Raw genomic sequence first — 18,273 nt, 5'->3', positions numbered from 1 at the left:
GTGTTAGTCAGACGTAAAGTTAAATAGGGAGTATATGGATGTACCAAATGCGTACTACGAATCCTACAGCCGAGACGGCTAAGGGGAATAGGCGGGCACGTGATTGAAGATGTGTCGGAATCGAATTTAAATGAACTTTTACCCTTAATACGCAGATATCAAGAGTTCTACGGAATTGACTCTATATGCGATAAGAAAAATTATGATTTTTTCTCAAGGTTCGGTGCCGAAACCGATATCGGGTGTCAGTTTGTATGGCGGGAGGCGGAAAAGGTTGTGGGCTTCGCCACAGTGTATCTTACGTTCACATCGACTATTACCGCTAAAGTAGCCGTACTCAATGATCTCTATGTATTACCGGACTATCGTGGAAGAGGTGTTGGCCGGAAGCTGATCGAGCACTGCCGTGCGTTTGCCCGCATTAAGGGCGCAGCCAGGTTGCAATGGGTTACGGCGCCGGAAAATACCGAGGCCCAACGGCTCTATGACTTGGTCAATGCCAGGAAAAGTTCCTGGTATTTCTATGCGTATGATGTTTGAGTACTTGGGTTCAATGCGTTCCCCCTCCCCAAGGCTCCTTTTGGGCGTTTAATCGTATACTTTTCTTGAGTTGTGCGGAGTGAATATGAATTCGCTTTCAATGGCAGGGCTATTTCTGTTTTGTTTTATTTTTTGCTCACAGGTCCTTGCCGGGCCGAGCTTCGAAGAGCGTCTGGTCACAGCTGCGGTTGAACGGACAAAGCAAAACGTAACCTATGATGGTTCCTATTTTTCTATTGGTTATCCCAATGGTGATGTCCCGGGCAATATTGGTGTATGCACTGACGTGGTCATTCGCTCGTATCGCGCCCTGGGTACCGATCTTCAGGTGTTGGTTCACGAGGATATGGCTGAAAGCTTTTCAGCGTACCCGTCGAACAGGATCTGGGGGCTCACCGGAACGGACCGGAATATTGACCACCGCCGTGTTCCAAACTTGCAAATATTTTTTGCACGGCATGGCGAAGTACTGCCAAACGGCTCAACGGCCGACGGCTATGGGGCGGGCGATATCGTCACCTGGATGTTGCCGGGTAACCTTCCCCATATAGGGATTGTCACCAACCGGATCTCTCCAGTCTCTGGCAACCCGCTGATCGTACATAACATTGGTGCGGGGCCCGTTCTGGATGATATGTTGTTCTCCTATGAAATTACCGGGCACTACCGGTTTGTACCAAAAGAGTGGGAGTGAAGATGGAACAGCGCCAACTGGGTAATACGGATCTGCAGGTCAGTAAGATCTGCCTCGGTACCATGACATTCGGTGAGCAGAATTCCGAAGCTGAAGGGTTCGAGCAACTGGATTACGCGCTTGCCAATGGTGTCAATTTTATAGACTGTGCAGAGATGTACCCGGTACCGCCCAGACCTGAAACCTATGGCCAGACTGAAGCCGTTATCGGTAACTGGCTCGCGGCGCGCGGCAATCGCGAGCAGGTCGTTGTTGCCAGCAAAGTCACCGGCCGCAGTGCGGCCAATTCAGGCGTCGGCCATATTCGCGGCGGCCCCCGCCTGAGCCGTGAGCAGGTACTGCAGGCCTGTGACGACTCACTCGTGCGCCTGAAGACCGACTATATCGATCTCTATCAGGTGCACTGGCCGGAGCGCCAGGCCAACTTTTTTGGCAAGCTGGGTTATGTGCATGGTGATGATGACGGTATCGCCATTGCCGAAACGCTGGACGCACTGGAGGAGCTGGTGAAGGCCGGCAAGGTTCGTCATATTGGCGTTTCCAATGAGACGCCCTGGGGCATGATGGAATATCTCAAACTTTCTGCAGCCAAGGGCAAGCCCCGTATTGCCTCAATTCAGAATCCATACAGCCTGGTAAACCGCACGTTTGAGGTGGGGGCTGGGGAAATGGCTATTCGCGAAAAATGTGGATTGCTGGCCTACTCTCCACTGGCATTTGGCACCCTGAGTGGTAAATACCTGCACGGACAGAAACCCGTGGGCGCGCGGCTTACTCTGTTTGACCGCTTCCAGCGGTATACCGGTGAGCGAGCGGTACAGGCGACGGAAGCGTATGTGAAACTGGCGCAAGAGTTTGGTCTGGATCCCGCGCAGATGGCGTTGGCCTTCGTTACCCAGCAGCCGTTTGTGACCTCGAATATTATCGGTGCCACGACAATGGCACAGCTTGAGAGCAATATTGCCAGTGCCGGTATTGTGCTTGATAGCGAACAGCTTGCGGCGATTGAGGCTGTGCACAACGCAAACCCGAATCCTGCGCCATAAGTTCCAGTTTGCAGATAAAAAAAGCCCGTCTAAATGACGGGCTTTTTTATTGGTTGATCAGAACCGGTAAGTAGATGACAGGTAGGCAAAACGTCCCTGGCCGCTGTGGATGGTCGGGGTGAACCCCATGAAGTCGGCGTAGTCGAATGGCGGTTCTTCATCGAGCAGATTTGTTACCCCGAGGGTGACGGTTATGCTGTCAAAGCCAAAGTAATTCACTGTGGTATCAACAGTCGTCATGGCATCGATATCGCTCATGCCGGGTTGCTGGACGGCGGCATCCTGCTCAAAGCTGTCGATATAGTTCACTGCCAGACGCGCGCCAATATCGTTGTAACTCCAGTCTGCTGCAGCGGTCCAGCACCACGGTGGCAGTTCGTAGTCTCCTTCTGTCAGGTTAACCCGTGAGCCTCCGTTGCCATCCGGGCGACGGTCTTCGTACTCCAGCATGTAATTCATGGTGTAGGAAATACCGAAGCTGCCGATGTCGGTGTCAAAACCGTAACGCAGGTCCAGGTCCAGGCCGGAGGTGGTGAGGTTGCCAATATTCTGGAAGGAGTCATAAATGGCCACCACTTCGCCCGGGTCATTGGGATCACTGGAAGGCAGGCGCTCCACTACAGACGGATCATTACCGAAGGCACTGAACACGAACTGGGTATCGGAATCGATGATGTTCTCGATGTCGTAGTGGTAGTAGTCCAGTGAGGCGGTGAACTGTTCACTGAAATTGACGATAACACCGAGGTTATAGTTTTCCGATTCCTCCGGGCCGAGCTCCGGGTTACCGGAAAAAATAGCGGTGTACTCCTGCGGCTCACAGGCCTTGTTGACGTTGCCTACGGCCGCACAGCGAGTAGGGTCCACCAATGTCGGGGATTCATCGGTACGGCCGAGCCCCAGTTGCGCCAGTGACGGTGCGCGGAAAGCGGTACCCCAGGAGCCCCGCAGTGACAGGCTATCCAGCGGTGACCACAGCAATGACACCTTGGGGTCAGTCGTGGTGCCGAAATCACTGTAGTCCTCATGGCGCACGGCGAGCTGCATTTCCAGCGTGTCCAACAGTGGCACGGCCAGTTCTGCAAACACGGCGGTATTGTCGCGGCTGCCATTGGCCTGGGTGGCTTCGGTACCGAAGATTTCACCGCGCAGGAACTGGTCATCGGGGTTGTCGCTGATGGAATCCTTGCGGTGTTCCACACCCAGCGCGAGCATCAGGTCGCCGGAGGGCATTGTCAGCAGGGGGCCGGAAAACTGTGCGTCATAGGTGCGGGTGGTGGATTTGCCAACCCGGGAGGTGGTGGTCTCGATATAGGCGAGCGCTTCCGCGCTGTTGGCGGAGGGTTCGAAGGGATCCCACAGGCCACTGTCGATTGCTTCCTGCACGCGGCGGATATTGGGGAATCCGTCTACACCGCGTTCTACCGCGTCGCTCTTGATATAGCTGTAGGCAGCTTCCCAGTTCCAGGTGCCGATCTCGCCTTCCAATCCCAGTACACTGCGGAAGTAGTCGGAATCCACTTCCTTGCGGCGGTTGCCGATATCCACGGTGCGCCGGCGCATGGTCAGGTCTTGCTGGTAAAACGGGTGGCTGGGGGCGTCTGCGAAGGGATGGTTGATGTTGTCGCCGGACATAAACAGTTCATTGAAACTCGGGCTACCGGCGCCCTTTACGGTTGTTTTCGAGTTCTGGCCGGTTATCTCCGCGAAGGCTTCGACATTGGCGCTGAGTGAGTAGCGCCCCATGTAGTTGAAGCTGACGCGCTCGGTGGATGGCACCATGCTCATATAGGGCGCGTAATCGTAACGGCAAAGGTTGTTGGCGGTATCGATATCTCCTGCGGCACAGACGTCATTGCCGAATGTGTCTGCCAGGCGCACGGTGGGGTCGGAAGCGAGGGCGATGGTGCCGGGAATGCCTGCAGAGCTGCTGAAGTCTGTGGCAAACGGGTCGTTAGGGCGAAGGGCCGCCTGATTTGCGGAACGGGCGTAACTGCGGTCAGCGTACAGGATTTCGTCGCGGCTGAAGTAGTCAACGATAAACGTATGGCTGCTCTCATCCGTTACATGCCCCCACACCATACTGATATTACTTTCCTCGCCGCCGCCTTCGCTGGTGCCGCCGATCTTGCCGGAGATTTCCAGGCCGTCGAAGTCATCCCGGAGAATGATGTTGATCACCCCGGCGACGGCGTCTGAGCCATAGGTTGCTGAGGCACCGTCCTTGAGGATGTCGACGCGTTTGATGGCGGCGAGGGGGATGTTGTTGATATCGACGAATGCGGTGTCGATGTTTTTGGCGAAGGGGCTGACAGATACGCGGCGGCCGTTGACGAGAATCAGGGTCGAGTCTGCGCCCAGTCCGCGCAGGGATACGCTGGAGCCGCCGTTGGCGGTGTCGTCACTGCTGTTGGCCTGGGTGGAGAAGGTACCCTGGCCAGAGACCGGCATCTTTGCAAACAGGCCAATCAGGTCCGTGACCCCGGTGTTGGCGATATCTTCCGCGGTGAGGCTGGTAACCGGTGCCGGCCCGTCCATGGCGGCGCGCTTGATGTGGGAGCCGGTGACTTCCACCAGCTCCATATCCGCCTCGTCGGTGCTCTGGGAGAGTGTGTGAGCGGAAAACAATGTTGCAGAAATGCACAGCGCAATAGGTGTTCTTGCTAGAAATCCTTTCATATTTGCCTAGACCTCGTCTTGTCTTGCATCGTGGTGAAATAATTATTTTTCTGGGCATTGCTCTGCCAGCTTATCAACAAAGGTTTCAGGGGAAATTGTCTTGTGACAAATCCGTGAATCTGATCGCGAAGGTGTCGTGCAAGTGTTTTTCCTGGCGTTCAATTCGCGATGGAGGGCGGGGAGCGCAGTGGCTATCGGCGTCAGAAGGCTATAATCGAGGGTGATGCCAACTCAGTTCCAAGGTGACACAACGATGGAAACTACCGGCCACCACACTTTGCAGGATCTCTTTGCTCAGCTTGGCCTGGATGCCGGGGCGGATGCGATTGAGGACTTCCTGGCCCGCCATCGCCTGGCGGGGGAGGACAGGCTAGAAAAAGCGGGCTTCTGGAGCGATGGGCAGCGTGAGTTTTTACATGACGCCATCGCAGAAGACTCGGACTGGTGCGAAGTCGTCGACGAGCTGGACGCACTTCTTCGTCACTGATCTGCACAGATTGCCGGGCATTGCCAACCATTTGTGCCAAGTATTCTGGCGCGCGAGTATCCGGTTGCCGTCGGCGCAGCTATAATGCGCCGCTTTCTTGACCTCAGCGGCATCTCGATTCTCATCCTATGGAAAAACCGCATTTTCGCGCAGCCTTGTTGCACCCGCGCTACTGGCTCACCTGGCTTCTCTTTGGCGTTTGGTTTTTGATCGCCCAGCTTCCTTACCGCTGGCAGATGGCGCTCGGGCGTGGCCTGGGGCATCTCATGCTGAAACTGGCCAAGACCCGCCGCGTGATCGCCGATCGCAATCTGGCCCTCTGCTTCCCCGAATTGTCCGCGCAAAAGCGTGAGCAGCTGCTGCGGCGCAATTTCGCCTCCAACGGTATCGCACTGATGGAGACGGGGATGGCCTGGTTCCGTTCCAGCCGCTGGTTGCGCAAGCGTTTCACCATCGAGGGCCTCGAGCACCTGCAGGAGCCCAGGGAGCGTGGGCAGGGCGTGGTGATGATGGCGATGCATTTCACCACTCTGGAAATTGGTGCGGCTTTCATGGCCATGAGCCATCCGGTAGATGGCATGTACCGCCCCCACAAAAACCCTGTGTACGACTATATGCAGCGCAAGGGACGTGAGCGTCACGGCGAGGATTCTGACGTGTTCCAGCGCAAGGATGTACGCGGCATGCTGCGGGCATTGAAGAACGGCCGGGCGGTTTGGTATGCGCCAGATCAGGACTACGGCATCAAACAGGGGGTGTTTGCGCCGCTGTTTGGGATTCCGGCGGCAACGGTTACCGGAACTTCCCGTTTTGCGAGGGTAGGGCGTGCCCAGGTGGTGCCTTACACGGTAACCCGCCTCGAAGAACGCGGTCACTATCACGTCAAGGTGTTCCCACCGATCAAGGAAATTCCGTCTGGAGACGAACTGAAGGACGCAATTCTGGTCAATCAATTCGTGGAAGCGCGTATGCGCGAGAACCCGGCCCAGTACATGTGGGTTCACCGTCGCTTCAAGACCCGTCCGGAAGGCGAAGAAGGCTTTTACGGGGATGCGGGCAAGCGGCGCCGGCGGCGCAGGAAAAAGCGCAAAAAATAACCATTTTTGATGTGTCGGGACGGCTTGGGGCTGCGCTCTCTTATTAGCGCTGGCATCGAACTGGCACGCTCAGTAACATACCGCATTCATTTTTTTGCGGTACAGACCGGCCCGGTAGCCGGCTGGAGAAGGAGTTGCAATGATTTCCGGCAGTATGGTGGCATTGGTCACACCCATGTATGCAGACGGCGGCCTCGATTGGGAAAAGCTGCACGAGCTTGTGGAATGGCATATCGAGCAGGGCACCCGCTCACTGGTCGCTGTGGGCACTACCGGTGAGTCCGCCACGCTGGACGTACATGAGCACCTGGAAGTCATTCGCCGTGTGGTGGATCAGGTCGCGGGCCGCATCCCGGTGATTGCCGGCACCGGCGCCAACTCCACGACAGAAGCCATCGAACTCACCGCAACGGCCGCCAAGTGCGGGGCTGACGCCTGTCTGCTGGTAACGCCGTACTACAACAAGCCGACTCAGGAAGGCCTGTACCAGCATTACAAGGCGGTCGCGAAGGCCGTCAATATTCCCCAGATTCTCTACAATGTGCCGGGCCGTACAGCCGTTGATCTGCTGCCGGAAACGGTGCAGCGACTGACTTCCGTCAGCAATATCGTTGGTATCAAGGAAGCCACCGGCGACCTCGAGCGCGCGCGCCAGCTGATTGACTCAGTGCCGGAAGGCTTCGCGGTCTATTCCGGTGACGATGCCACCGCAGTGGAGTTGATGCTGCTGGGCGGCCACGGCAACATCAGTGTGACGGCCAATGTCGCGCCGGCAGCCGTGGCGCAGATGTGCGAGGCTGCCATCGCCGGTGATGCGGAAACGGCCCGGGCGATCAACCAGCGTATCGACGTTCTGCATCAGGCACTGTTTGTCGAAGCCAACCCGATCCCGGTGAAGTGGGCCCTGAAGGAAATGGGACGTATCGACGGTGGAATTCGTCTGCCGCTCACCAGTCTGTCCCCTGAATATCACGCACGGGTGCGCGAAGCTCTGCGCAGCGCCGGCGTACTCTGAAAGGCTGCAGGAAAATACAGCGGTGGTGTGACTGCACCACCCCATGACTGAACCGATAAGGTACCAATAATGACAAGATTTACCGCCGGAGCTCTCTTGTGCGCTGCTGTCACTGCCGTTAGCGGCTGTGGCATCTTCGGCAACGACGGATATTTCCGCGATCGCGGTGACGACTACCAGATGGCTGACAGCCTGCCACCGCTGCAGATGCCCGAAGGTATCAGCACCAAAAATCAGGAAGAGCTGTACGAGGTGCCGCAGATCAGTGGTGAAGTCGAGCGTGGGTCTTTTGTCGTACCGCGCCCGCAGGCACTATCGGTCAATGTGGGCCTGGATCGCGTCAAGATCCAGAAACTGGGCAACCGTCGCTGGGTACTGGTCAATCAGTCGCCGGACGAAGTCTGGCCGCAGCTGCATTACTTCCTGCGTTCTTCCGGCTTACAGCTGGCGCTTTCCGATGCCGGCACCGGCACCATGGAGACAGCGTGGCTGACCTTCGGTGACAACCCGGAAACCAAGGACCGTTACCGCCTGCAGGTGGAGTCCGGTGTACAACCTGACTCCACGGAAATTCATGTGCGTCACCTAGCCGTGCCGCTGAATATGCCAACGGACGGTCCGGTGGAATGGCCGGCGCAGTCCAGCAGCCCCGAGCGCGAAGGCTGGATGATCGATGAGATGTCCAATGCCCTGGCGGTAGACTCTACCGGAGCGGCGGCGTCGTTGGTCGCGCAGTCGATCGGCGGCAGCAAGGTAAAAGTACAGGTGATGGAGCCGGCGGGGAAAGAGCCCTATATCGCGCTTGATCTGGCTAAAAACCGTGCCTGGGCGACCGTGGCTCACGCCCTGAATACCGGGGGTTATCGTTTACATAAAGAAGATTCCGATATCGGTATTCTCTACGTAACCTACGATAGCGAGCGGGAGCTGTCAGACGAGGACGAAGGCTGGTTCTCCGGCTGGGGTTCGGGCAAAGGTGAAGACAAACTGGCCAAGTCGGCCGATGCCTTCAGTCTGCAGCAGGTACTGGCGAATATTGACGTGTCTGCCCAGGCAGAATCTGCACTGTTTAGCGATATTCAAGGCGTTGGCGGCGCACCGGACAGCAATATCCCCGGCTATCTGGTGGTCATGCGTGATGGGCAGGACGGTGTCATGGAGGTGCGCATCCGCAACACCCGTGGCAAGCCGCTGTCTCGAGCCAAGACCTCTGAACTGCTGATGGCGATTCGCCAGAACCTGATCTGATCATTCATGGCGATCAGGTTTGCCTCCCTGGGCAGTGGTAGTAAGGGAAACGGCACCCTGGTCGCCAGTGGCGACCACTGCCTGCTGGTGGACTGCGGGTTCACCATCAAAGAAACCGAGCGGCGCATGGCGCGGCTCGGCATGTCTCCGGCGGAGCTGTCCGCCATCCTGGTTACTCACGAACACAGTGATCATATGTCCGGTGTCGGGCCGCTGGCGCGCAAGTATCGCCTGCCGGTGTACCTGACTCCGGGCACTTTGCGCGCGCGCGATATAGGCGCCTTGCCGGAAGTCGTGCTGATCGAAGGCCACCAGCCGTTTGTCGTGGGGGATATTCAGGTCACACCCGTTGCGGTGCCGCACGATGCGCGGGAAGCTGCGCAATTTGTGTTTCGCAGCCGTGGCAGCAGCCTTGGGCTACTGACCGACCTCGGTACCATTACCCCACATGTCGAAACCCATTTCGGCGATTGCGATGCGCTGGTGCTGGAAGCCAATCACGATCCGCAAATGCTGGCGCAGGGGCCCTATCCCCCCTCGTTAAAGCGTCGGGTCGGTGGCGCCTACGGCCATCTCAGCAACCAGCAGGCAGCCGGATTTCTCGAGAGGGTGGGCGCAGAGCGCTTGCAGCACCTTGTGGTGGCGCATATCAGCGAGAAGAACAACAGCCTGGAGCGCGCCCGTGAGGTGCTGGCCGATGCGAGTGCCAAGGCCGCGAATTGTATCTTTGCCTGCCAGCAGGAAGGCTTTGACTGGTTACAGGTAAACAAAGCAGATTGATACTCCTGTCCCACGAAGCGTCTTTTCGTGGCACCATTCCCTCCGCAAACATAATTTCCTGAGCACAACACGGAGTTTTCTCAGTGACGGCAGATGCATTTCTCACGCGCACCGATACCGGCGCGCTCTACGGCAAACCCGGTCTGGATGTAGTACTGGTTGAAACGGCGAAATGCCGGGCGGTGATTGCGCTACAGGGCGCCCAGGTTCTGGAGTTCGCCGCCGCGGGTCGTCCTCCCCTGCTGTGGGTGAGCCCGCAGGCAGTCTTTGAACCTGGAACCGCTGTACGTGGTGGTGTACCTCTGTGCCTGCCCTGGTTTGGGGTAAACCGTACCGACCCGAGCAAGCCAAAGCACGGGCTGGTGCGCAATCAATTGTGGGAGCTGGCGACAACCAGCGAGGAACCTGATGGTCGGGTGAAGTTGGTCTTCACTTACCGGCACAGTGGTGATGCGCTCTTCTCTGCCGACTTTTCCTGCGAGCTGTCCGTGCTGTTGGGCGCAGAGCTGGAATTCGCGCTTAATCTCACCAATACCTCGACACAGACAGCGGAGTTCAGCTGGGCACTGCACTCCTATTTTGCGGTGGATGATATTGCGGCGGTTGCTGTCGAGGGGCTCGGCGGCGTTGAATATCTCGATAAAACGCTCGATTTTGCCCGCTGCCGTCTCGAAGACGTGCAGACCTTCCCCGGCGAAGTGGACCGGGTTTTTGAACATGCGACAGCGACGCAAAAAATTATCACTGCCAACCCGATCACCGCACACAGTGACAATTGCCATACCGTGATTACCTGGAACCCTGGTGAGGCCCTGGCGGCCACGTTGGCGGATGTGGGCGATCACTACCGCGAATTTGTCTGTGTAGAGCATGGCAATGCGTTCGCCAATAGCTGGCAGCTGGCGGCCGGCGAATCGGCGTCCGCTCGTCTGACATTGTCGCGCTAAGCGACTGAACCCGGGCAAGGGGAGGGGGTTATGGATACCGGACTGATTCACGCCTACCTGCTGGATGGCAAAGGTGGAGGCCGGCCATTGAGCTGGGATGAAGCCCGGGCCTGGACGCCATCCGATGGCCGCCTGTGGCTGCATTTTGACTATACGGACCCCGTGGCGCGGGATTGGATCAGTTCTAACGCAGGCCTGGAGCCACTGGTCGCGGAAGCCCTGCTGACGGAAGAAACCCGCCCGCGCACGACGAGTATCGGCGATGGCCTGCTGATTGCGCTGCGGGGGGTAAACCTCAACCCTGAATCGCAACCGGAAGATATGGTATCCATCCGCTTGTGGGTGGAAGAGGCGCGGATCATCAGTACCCGCAAGCGTCAGCTGCTATCGGTTGGCGACCTGTGCCGGCAACTGGATGCCGGGCGCGGCCCTGAAACCTGCGCAGATCTGTTGGTGGAACTGGCGGACCTTCTGGTGTGGCGCATGAGTGACACGGTGGATTCGTTCGAAGACACCATCGATGAACTCGAAGACCGGGTAGTGGCCGGTGCCAGTAGCACCTTGCGATTTGACCTAGCTATGCTGCGCAAGCAGACCATTACCCTGCGCCGTTATCTCGCTCCTGAGCGTGAGGCGCTGGCGCGGCTGATGGTGGAGAAAGTCGGCTGGGTAACCGAAGCCAACCGCATTCGCTTGCGTGAGGTCAGTGACCGCTTGCTGCGGCATATCGAAGACATCGATGCGGTGCGCGAGCGGGCTGCCGTTACCCAGGAAGAGTTGATGAGCCGGATATCCGAACAGCTCAACAGCCGTATGTATATGCTGTCGATTGTCGCCGCGATTTTCCTGCCGCTGGGTTTTTTCACCGGACTGCTGGGGATCAACGTGGGCGGGATTCCGGGCTCCGAAAACCCGCACGCGTTTTTGATTTTCAGTGTGTTACTGGTGGTGACAGTGGCTATCCAGCTGTTGGTGTTTCGCTGGAACAAGTGGCTCTAGCGCTCAGCCGAATACCGATACCGTTTGCCGCGACAGTGCCACCAGATTGCCCTGGGCATCCCACAGGCGGGCCTGGGTAACCGCATAGCCGTCCCCGGCCTGGTCCACCTCGGCCAGATATTGCCACCAGTCCTCACCGTTGGCTTCGCTCTGTTCCTGGGCTGATTGCAATATCTCGACTGTCCACGCCATGGAGCTGGCGGGTGCCGGCTGTTTGAGCATCGGCAATACCGCCGGTGGCCAGGCGTCGATCAGTGCCAGCAGGTGACTGATGGCAGTTGGGCCTGTCGGGCTTTTGAAACGGATCCAGCCGCCCAGACAGGCTTCGCTATTGCCGCTGAAGGGCAGACCACCGGCGGCGATGCGGTAATCAAAATGCCGGGTAAATTCCGGGACAATACCTTCAATGTAGGGCAGGGCCTCGCAATCCTGCGGTGCGGGAAATGCCGGAGCGGCTGCCGGGCGAACAACGATGGTAGATTCCCGCGGTCTGCCAAAGCTTGCCAGCGCAGCAGTGACCACCTGATTGCCCTGGGTAGCGCGGGCCTCGATCTGGACCGCCGAGCGTCCGGCACGCAGTGTGGTAACGCTGGTGTTCAACTCTCCCACTTCTGCTGGAGCGACAAAAGAAAGTGTCAGCGAGCGCAGGGGGATACTGCCCTCTACTGTGCGCGACAGTTCTTCTTCAACGGCTTCATAAAGCAGGGCGGCCGCCATTCCACCAAATGTTGCGCGTCCCTGGCCCCAGCCATCCGGAACCTGTAGCGGCTGTTGCGCAGCGATATGTTCCCGCGCACCGCGCAAAACTTCATTGAATTCCATGAGTGGCTGCCTCAGCTAAAAGAGTGCGTGTCATCAGGGAATCGGCCGTTCTTCACATCTTCGGCGTATTTGCGCAGCGCGCCGGGGATATCGCCGGCTTCCAACAGGAAGTTCTTGGAAAACTTCGGTGGCTTTTCCGTGAGACCGAGAATGTCATTGATGACCAGCACCTGGGCATCGGTTTCGGCGCCCGCACCGATACCGATGGTCGGCATCGAGACGGTTTGGGTAATGCGTTTAGCCAGCTCTGACGGTACGCATTCGAGTACCAGCAGGTCTGCGCCGGCTTCATCCAGTTGTACGGCATCGTCGAGAATTTTCCCGGCCTGGTCGTCGCCGCGGCCCTGAACGCGGAAGCCACCGAGTTTGTGCACGGATTGTGGGGTGAGGCCGAGATGTGCGCAGACCGGGATGCCGCGCTCACTGAGCATTTTAACGGTGGGCGCGAGCCAGGCGCCGCCCTCGATTTTCACCATATGGGCGCCGGCCTGCATGATGCGAGTGGCGTTGGTGAGTGCCTGCTCCGGGGTGGCGTAGGTCATGAACGGCAGATCGCCCATGATCAGGGATTTCTTGTTGCCCCGTGCCACGGCTTCAACGTGGTAAATCATCTGCTCCATGGTTACGGGGATAGTGCTCTCGTACCCGAGCACAGTCATGCCCAGAGAGTCGCCGATCAGTACGGTCTCGACACCGGTTTTCTGGGCCATGGCCGCCATGGGCGCATCGTAAAGCGCGACGCAGATGAACTTTTCGCCATCGGCTTTCATCTTGCGCAGGGTCTGTACCGTGATCGGTTTGGTGAGTTCACTGGATCCGTATGGCATGGGTTGATTCTCATTAATCTCTGGTGCGCCCGATCTTGTCGCCGGGTTGGTTTGGTTACCGTTGTTTTCAATCGCGGGCTATTTGCCCGGATTGTAGTAATGGCGTCCGCTGTTGACGTTGAGCAGGTACTCCACCAGCTGCAGGTAGTCCTTGTGGCTGTCGACGATGTCGATTTCGGCACAGTTGACGATCAACAGCGGCGCTTCGTCGTAGTAATGGAAAAAATTGGTGTAGGCCTCATTGAGAGTGGCCAGGTAGTCGTTGCTGATCGTGCGCTCGGCGGCAATACCGCGCTTGTGGATACGCTCCTGAAGCACGTTGAGCGGGGCCTGGAGGTAGATCACCAGATCCGGCTTGGGGGCTTCCAGTGTCAGGTGATCGAACACCTGGCGGTACAACTGCAGCTCGTCGCTATCGAGGGTGACCTCGGCGAACAGCTGGTCTTTCTCGATCAGGAAGTCGGCAACCCTCACCGGCTTGAACAGGTCGCTCTGGCGCAGGGCCTGGATCTGTTGTGAGCGCTGCAACAGGAAGTGCAGCTGTGTGGGCAGGGCCGCACTTTTCGGGTCGCGGTAGAACCGCTCCAGAAACGGATTATCTTCCGGCTGCTCCAGCAGGGTATCGTAGTTAAAGGTGGCGGCGAGTTTCTTGGCCAGGGTCGTTTTGCCAACGCCGATGTTGCCCTCAACGGCAATAAACCGCGGCAGGTCTTTACCCTGCAAGTCCAGCTCTATTGAGGGGGAATCGAGTGCTGTATCCGAAGTGGAAGACCTTGTCACCGGGCTACTCCTTTATCTTATTTCGGGCTTCAGTGCCGGAGTTTGGCGCTGCTACAGCTTGTGCAGCCGATTTGGCGGACACTGCCGGAGCAGCGTTGCCAGGTCGCGGCCGTCGGGCAGTTGCAGCTCGGGAGTGAGCTCTGCCAGCGGCTCCAGCACGAAATTACGCTCCGCCATACGCGGATGGGGTACCGTGAGGCGGGTGGTATCAATGATTTCACTGCCGAACAGCAGTATATCCAAATCCAGTGTGCGGGCACCCCAGCGGACTGAGCGTTCGCGGCCATGTCGCTGTTCGATCGCCTGCAGAGCGTCGAGCAGCTCATTTGGTGCAAGCGCTGTCTCAAGTTGAGCGACGGCATTGACGTAGTCGGGCTGCTCACCCGGGCCAATCGGTGCACTGGTGTAAAAGCTTGAGCAGTTTTCCAATGTGGTGCGGGGCAGGGCATGAATATCATCAAGGGCGGAGCGCAACTGCCCCGCCGGGTTTTCAAGATTACTGCCGAGACCGATGAAGCAGCGGGTCATGATGCGCTGTCACCACTTTTCGCACCGCGGCGGCGCCCGCCGCGGTTGCGGCGGCCACGCCCTTTTCCTTTCGGGCTATTTCGGGGCGCCTCGCGCACCATTTGTGTGCGCCCGTCTTCGTCGGCCTGCTGGAATTCCGTCCACCACTGTCCCAGTCCTTTGGGGATTTCACCGCTGTCTTCACGCAGGAGCAGGAAGTCGTAGGCGGCGCGGAAGCGGGGGTGCTCCATCAGGCGGAATGCGCGCTCACCGCCGCGCCGGGGCAGGCGTGACTGCATATCCCAGATTTCGCGCATGGGGATGGAGAAGCGCTTGGGGATCGCCGTGTGCACCAATTGCGAGCTGGTAATTTTCTGTGCCGCCTGAGCAAGAGCAGGGACTGGTGGAATTCCTTTGTCCATCAGGAACTGCTGTTCGGAATTGATCGCTGGCCACAACAGTGCGGCATACAGGAATGCGGGGGTAACCCGCTGGTCGTTGCGAATCCGCTGATCGGTATTTCGCAACGCCTGGCGGGTCAGTTCCAGGGCTTCGGGGCTATCCAGCTGTGCGGCATTGTCCGGGAACAGGTGTGGCCAGAGTTGATGCTCGCGCAACAGCTCAAAAGTACGTACACCGTGGCCGCTCATCAGCAGCTTCAGTATCTCGTCGAACATGCGTGCCGGGGCCACATTCCGCAGCAGTGGTGCGAGCTCCTTTAATGGAGCGGCGGTGCCCGGCTCGATATCAAAATCCAGTTTGGCGGCGAAGCGCACAGCGCGCAGCATACGCACCGGGTCTTCTTTATACCGGGTTGCCGGGTCGCCGATCATGCGGATCAGGCGTTGCTCAATGTCATCCATACCGCCGGTGTAGTCGTGAATCTCAAAACCGTCGGTGGTGTAGTAGAGCGCATTGACCGTAAAGTCCCGTCGTACCGCGTCGCTTTCCAGGTCGCCATAGACGTTGTCGCGCAGCAGCATGCCGTGTTCGGATTGCTGGGCTTCGTGTTCCTCGCCATCACTGTGATGCCCGCGGAAGGTGGTGACCTCGATCACCTCGCGCCCAATCCGCGCGTGCAGGATCCGGAAGCGTCGACCGACGATCCTGGCGCCACGGAACAGTTGTTTGGCTTGCTCCGGGGTGGCGTCAGTGGCTACATCGAAATCTTTTGGGTGGCCGTTAAGCAGCAGGTCGCGCACGCCGCCGCCAACGATATAGGCCTGAAAACCGGCTTCCTGCAGACGCTTCATTACCGTGAGAGCGGCGCGGCTGATGTCTCGTCGGGAAATGGCGTGATCGTTACGGGGAATGACGACTCGTCGGGGCTTGGAGGGCGATTTGGACTTAGTGCGGGGTTTCTTGGCTGCACTGCCTGCCATCTCCTGAGAATCGGATTGGGTTGGCTTGCTGTGCCAGCGTTTGATAGTGCTGATCAGGGAATTAAACATACGGCTATCTGTGTTGACCTCAGCCCTTTCCTTGCGGTGAGGCTGTACGATGGTTCCAAGCTTGTATCGAGGCGGATTCTAACACAGAAGGGGCAATGCACAGCTGCCGGCCCGCACGAAGCGGGTACCAGCCAAGCAGTGCGAAAAGAAAAATCAAGAAATTATTCTTATTCGGTATGAAGGCAGCGGCTTCCTTGCGCTATCAATTTGCTATTCAGCAAACCCTCTCCCAGGCACAATCAGTCAGTTTGTCACGTGCTTGTCGTTATTTTTGTTGTCTTCTATAAATTATTATTTTTGTTATTACTCTTTATTCTTATTGTTTATTTTTATTATTAGATTTGCGTCTTCTTATTTATTTTTATTGTTATTTCTGACCTTATTATTGTTATTGGTCGTTTTTTGCTCCGGTTGTGGTCACTTAGGCTTTTATTGTCGACCTCGCCGTTTTTCTTATTGTGTTTCGCCCGCTTATTGTTAGTTGTTATTAGGGCTTCATCAGCCATTTATTTTTATTCTTGGCTGTTCTTGTTGTTTGATCTATACAAAGCAGATAGCGTGCCAACTTTTAAAAAGCCTTAAAAATCAATGAGTTAGTGTTTTTGGGAACTTTTTTGTGGCGCGCTAATACAGCTTTCCGTTACGCATGGTACGGTGACTGTTACTGCCCCGGCTTTTGGGTAACACTTTCAACTGTTACCAATTTTCATCGGTCGACGGTTTAGTGGTGTGGGTGGGGTAACAGTTGGGGTGGAGAATGCAGATACCGCTTTTCGGCATTGCCGTCCGGTAGTGCCAGTAGTGTCGTTAGTGTGGTCGGTGGTCGCCGTCTACCCGGTCGGGTTCTTGCTCGCTGGGCTCGGTAATCAATAGTTGCTAACGAAAAAGCCCGGCATGTGCCGGGCTTTTTCATTGTTGCGGGAATTTGATGCCCGGGTCTCAGGCTTCTAAGGCCCTGCGGGCCTTTTTACGTGGGATCCCGAGCTTCTGGCGGCGCTCCCACAGACATTTACGGCTTACCCCGAGCTTTTTGGCAAGCTCGGTTTCACTCATGGTTTCCTGGTGTTCCAGTACGAAGCGGGCGAAGTAGTCCTCCAGTGAGAGGTCTTCGCGGGGGTCCGAATGCAGGCTGCTGCGGGGCAGGCGTTCCGGGTCGGCTTCTTCGATTGGTACCAGATCGAGGTCGATGTCGAGGGTGCGATGGTCGATTTCGGTCTGATCCTCGGTCAGGATTACCGCGCGTTGAATCGCGTTCTCCAGCTCGCGCACGTTACCTGGCCATGTGTAGGTGGTAACGGCCTGGATGGCTTCCGGTGACAGCTTCAGTGTGGGGCGGTTGATTTTTGCGCAGAATTTTTCCAGCAGGTGTTCGGCGATGGCCAGTACATCTTTGCCGCGTTCGCGCAGGGGTGGCAGGGTCATCTGTACGACGTTGATCCGGTAATAAAGGTCTTCCCGGAATTTTCGCTCCGCCGCCAGCTGGCGCAGGTTGCGGTGGGTTGCGGCGACGAGGCGCACATTGACCTTGCGGGATTCGATGGCACCGATAGGGCGCACTTCCCCTTCCTGTAATACGCGCAGCAGGCGAGCCTGGGCTTCCAGCGGTAATTCACCGATTTCATCCAGGAACAGGGTGCCGCCGTCTGCCGCGGCAATCAGGCCGTCGCGCGCTGTTTGCGCACCAGTGAAGGCGCCTTTTTCGTGACCAAACAGTTCCGCTTCGATCAGGGTTTCCGGGATGGCCGCACAGTTCACGGAGATCAGAGGTTTGCCGGCACGGCGGCTTTCCTCGTGGATGGCTCGGGCGACCAGTTCCTTACCGGTGCCGGTTTCGCCGTGCACCAGCACGGTGGCGTCGGTGGGGGCCACTTTATGAATGCGGTTGTACAGCGTACGCATGACCGGGCTGTCGCCGATCATGCCGGAGATGGCGCGGCCCTGCCGGTCGTCGTTGGCCGGAGCCGCGGCGCGATTCTGCTCCGCTTTGCCGATTACCCGGCGCACGGTGGCAATCATTTCGTCGTGATCAAAGGGCTTGGCAATGTAATCTGCGGCGCCCATACGCATGGAGTCTACCGCCGAGCGCAGGCTGGCGTAGCTGGTCATGATCAGGACCGGTACGTCACCGGCGAGCTTGAGAAGATCTGTACCGGGAGCTCCGGGTAGACGGAGATCAGAGATGATCAGGTCAAAGTCGGTAATGCGATACTTGGTGGTCGCTTCCCGTACGGAGCCGGCTTCACTGATCTTGTAGCGGTGCCGCTCCAGCAGCTTGCGCAGAGCTGTGCGGATAATGGCTTCATCTTCAACGATCAGAATATGGCTCATGTGTTACGCCTGGTTACAAAATGTTC

Annotated in this window: 17 protein-coding genes; 10 read left to right on the top strand and 7 right to left on the bottom strand. The window is 57.5% G+C overall.

The genetic code is table 11. The features are described from left to right. The first annotated feature begins 99 nt into the window (after positions 1-99). The 3 genes from LC093_RS14515 (at position 100) to LC093_RS14505 (ending at position 2,280) form a co-directional block, all read left to right on the top strand. Positions 100-540 carry a GNAT family N-acetyltransferase gene (locus tag LC093_RS14515; protein WP_226666191.1) on the top strand — a complete coding sequence of 147 codons (441 nt, stop codon included), beginning with the start codon at positions 100-102 and terminating at the stop codon, positions 538-540. An 85-nt stretch (positions 541-625) separates the two neighbouring features. Beyond that, positions 626-1,234 (top strand): DUF1287 domain-containing protein, encoded by a 609-nt coding sequence (locus tag LC093_RS14510; RefSeq protein ID WP_226666190.1) that lies wholly within the window; start codon positions 626-628, stop codon positions 1,232-1,234. 2 nt (positions 1,235-1,236) lie between these two features. After that, complete coding sequence (locus LC093_RS14505) at positions 1,237-2,280, top strand: NADP(H)-dependent aldo-keto reductase (RefSeq protein WP_226666189.1); 1,044 nt, start codon at positions 1,237-1,239, stop codon at positions 2,278-2,280. 57 nt (positions 2,281-2,337) lie between these two features. Here the strand turns inward: LC093_RS14505 and LC093_RS14500 are convergent, their stop codons facing one another. After that, a complete protein-coding gene (locus LC093_RS14500) occupies positions 2,338-4,959 on the bottom strand; it encodes a TonB-dependent receptor plug domain-containing protein (protein WP_226666188.1) in 2,622 nt (873 codons plus the stop codon). A 253-nt stretch (positions 4,960-5,212) separates the two neighbouring features. Between LC093_RS14500 and LC093_RS14495 the strand changes: the two genes are divergently transcribed. The 7 genes from LC093_RS14495 to zntB all read left to right on the top strand — a co-directional run bounded on the left by LC093_RS14495 (position 5,213) and on the right by zntB (position 11,532). Next, a complete protein-coding gene (locus LC093_RS14495) occupies positions 5,213-5,446 on the top strand; it encodes a DUF2789 family protein (protein WP_226666186.1) in 234 nt (77 codons plus the stop codon). 128 nt (positions 5,447-5,574) lie between these two features. Next, on the top strand, positions 5,575-6,543 hold the full coding sequence (gene lpxL, locus LC093_RS14490; protein WP_226666183.1) for an LpxL/LpxP family Kdo(2)-lipid IV(A) lauroyl/palmitoleoyl acyltransferase: 969 nt from the start codon (positions 5,575-5,577) through the stop codon (positions 6,541-6,543). Between the two features lie 139 nt (positions 6,544-6,682). Then, positions 6,683-7,558, top strand: coding sequence for a 4-hydroxy-tetrahydrodipicolinate synthase (gene dapA / locus LC093_RS14485; RefSeq protein WP_226666182.1), 876 nt, complete (start codon positions 6,683-6,685; stop codon positions 7,556-7,558). A 69-nt stretch (positions 7,559-7,627) separates the two neighbouring features. Continuing rightward, positions 7,628-8,806: an outer membrane protein assembly factor BamC gene (gene bamC, locus LC093_RS14480; RefSeq protein WP_226666180.1), complete on the top strand. Its 1,179-nt coding sequence runs from the start codon at positions 7,628-7,630 to the stop codon at positions 8,804-8,806. 6 nt (positions 8,807-8,812) lie between these two features. Beyond that, positions 8,813-9,586: an MBL fold metallo-hydrolase gene (locus tag LC093_RS14475; RefSeq protein ID WP_226666178.1), complete on the top strand. Its 774-nt coding sequence runs from the start codon at positions 8,813-8,815 to the stop codon at positions 9,584-9,586. A gap of 83 nt (positions 9,587-9,669) precedes the next feature. Then, positions 9,670-10,533, top strand: coding sequence for a D-hexose-6-phosphate mutarotase (locus LC093_RS14470; protein WP_226666167.1), 864 nt, complete (start codon positions 9,670-9,672; stop codon positions 10,531-10,533). A 30-nt stretch (positions 10,534-10,563) separates the two neighbouring features. After that, complete coding sequence (gene zntB / locus LC093_RS14465; RefSeq protein WP_226666164.1) at positions 10,564-11,532, top strand: zinc transporter ZntB; 969 nt, start codon at positions 10,564-10,566, stop codon at positions 11,530-11,532. Between the two features lie 3 nt (positions 11,533-11,535). On the opposite strand, the gene LC093_RS14460 is transcribed toward zntB, so the two are convergent. From LC093_RS14460 to LC093_RS14435, 6 genes are all read right to left on the bottom strand, one after another. Beyond that, positions 11,536-12,354, bottom strand: coding sequence for an acyl-CoA thioesterase (locus tag LC093_RS14460; RefSeq protein ID WP_226666162.1), 819 nt, complete (start codon positions 12,352-12,354; stop codon positions 11,536-11,538). An 11-nt stretch (positions 12,355-12,365) separates the two neighbouring features. After that, positions 12,366-13,181 (bottom strand): 3-methyl-2-oxobutanoate hydroxymethyltransferase, encoded by an 816-nt coding sequence (gene panB, locus LC093_RS14455; protein ID WP_226666159.1) that lies wholly within the window; start codon positions 13,179-13,181, stop codon positions 12,366-12,368. A gap of 78 nt (positions 13,182-13,259) precedes the next feature. Continuing rightward, on the bottom strand, positions 13,260-13,916 hold the full coding sequence (locus tag LC093_RS14450) for a deoxynucleoside kinase (protein WP_226666245.1): 657 nt from the start codon (positions 13,914-13,916) through the stop codon (positions 13,260-13,262). Positions 13,917-14,012: 96 nt separating this feature from the next. Continuing rightward, a complete protein-coding gene (gene folK / locus LC093_RS14445) occupies positions 14,013-14,489 on the bottom strand; it encodes a 2-amino-4-hydroxy-6-hydroxymethyldihydropteridine diphosphokinase (protein WP_226666157.1) in 477 nt (158 codons plus the stop codon). Beyond that, positions 14,486-15,919: a polynucleotide adenylyltransferase PcnB gene (pcnB, locus tag LC093_RS14440; RefSeq protein ID WP_226666156.1), complete on the bottom strand. Its 1,434-nt coding sequence runs from the start codon at positions 15,917-15,919 to the stop codon at positions 14,486-14,488. The genes folK and pcnB overlap by 4 nt, the downstream gene beginning before the upstream one ends. Before the next feature lie 939 nt (positions 15,920-16,858). Beyond that, a complete protein-coding gene (locus LC093_RS14435; RefSeq protein WP_226666149.1) occupies positions 16,859-18,247 on the bottom strand; it encodes a sigma-54-dependent transcriptional regulator in 1,389 nt (462 codons plus the stop codon). Positions 18,248-18,273 lie beyond the last annotated feature (26 nt).

This window comes from Microbulbifer aggregans (assembly GCF_020524005.1).
Taxonomy (GTDB): domain Bacteria; phylum Pseudomonadota; class Gammaproteobacteria; order Pseudomonadales; family Cellvibrionaceae; genus Microbulbifer; species Microbulbifer aggregans_A.
The sequence above is the reverse complement of the archived record's forward strand: the minus strand, read 5'-3'. Positions and strand labels throughout refer to the sequence as shown.

What these genes read in the sequence shown, in the direction of transcription:
- LC093_RS14435 (WP_226666149.1), bottom strand. Translation starts at nt 18,247, where the DNA reads ATGAGCCATATTCTGATCGTTGAAGATGAAGCCATTATCCGCACAGCT.
- zntB (WP_226666164.1), top strand. Translation starts at nt 10,564, where the DNA reads ATGGATACCGGACTGATTCACGCCTACCTGCTGGATGGCAAAGGTGGA.
- LC093_RS14510 (WP_226666190.1), top strand. Translation starts at nt 626, where the DNA reads ATGAATTCGCTTTCAATGGCAGGGCTATTTCTGTTTTGTTTTATTTTT.
- lpxL (WP_226666183.1), top strand. Translation starts at nt 5,575, where the DNA reads ATGGAAAAACCGCATTTTCGCGCAGCCTTGTTGCACCCGCGCTACTGG.
- LC093_RS14505 (WP_226666189.1), top strand. Translation starts at nt 1,237, where the DNA reads ATGGAACAGCGCCAACTGGGTAATACGGATCTGCAGGTCAGTAAGATC.
- panB (WP_226666159.1), bottom strand. Translation starts at nt 13,181, where the DNA reads ATGCCATACGGATCCAGTGAACTCACCAAACCGATCACGGTACAGACC.
- pcnB (WP_226666156.1), bottom strand. Translation starts at nt 15,919, where the DNA reads ATGTTTAATTCCCTGATCAGCACTATCAAACGCTGGCACAGCAAGCCA.
- folK (WP_226666157.1), bottom strand. Translation starts at nt 14,489, where the DNA reads ATGACCCGCTGCTTCATCGGTCTCGGCAGTAATCTTGAAAACCCGGCG.
- dapA (WP_226666182.1), top strand. Translation starts at nt 6,683, where the DNA reads ATGATTTCCGGCAGTATGGTGGCATTGGTCACACCCATGTATGCAGAC.
- LC093_RS14460 (WP_226666162.1), bottom strand. Translation starts at nt 12,354, where the DNA reads ATGGAATTCAATGAAGTTTTGCGCGGTGCGCGGGAACATATCGCTGCG.
- LC093_RS14495 (WP_226666186.1), top strand. Translation starts at nt 5,213, where the DNA reads ATGGAAACTACCGGCCACCACACTTTGCAGGATCTCTTTGCTCAGCTT.
- LC093_RS14500 (WP_226666188.1), bottom strand. Translation starts at nt 4,959, where the DNA reads ATGAAAGGATTTCTAGCAAGAACACCTATTGCGCTGTGCATTTCTGCA.
- LC093_RS14475 (WP_226666178.1), top strand. Translation starts at nt 8,813, where the DNA reads ATGGCGATCAGGTTTGCCTCCCTGGGCAGTGGTAGTAAGGGAAACGGC.
- bamC (WP_226666180.1), top strand. Translation starts at nt 7,628, where the DNA reads ATGACAAGATTTACCGCCGGAGCTCTCTTGTGCGCTGCTGTCACTGCC.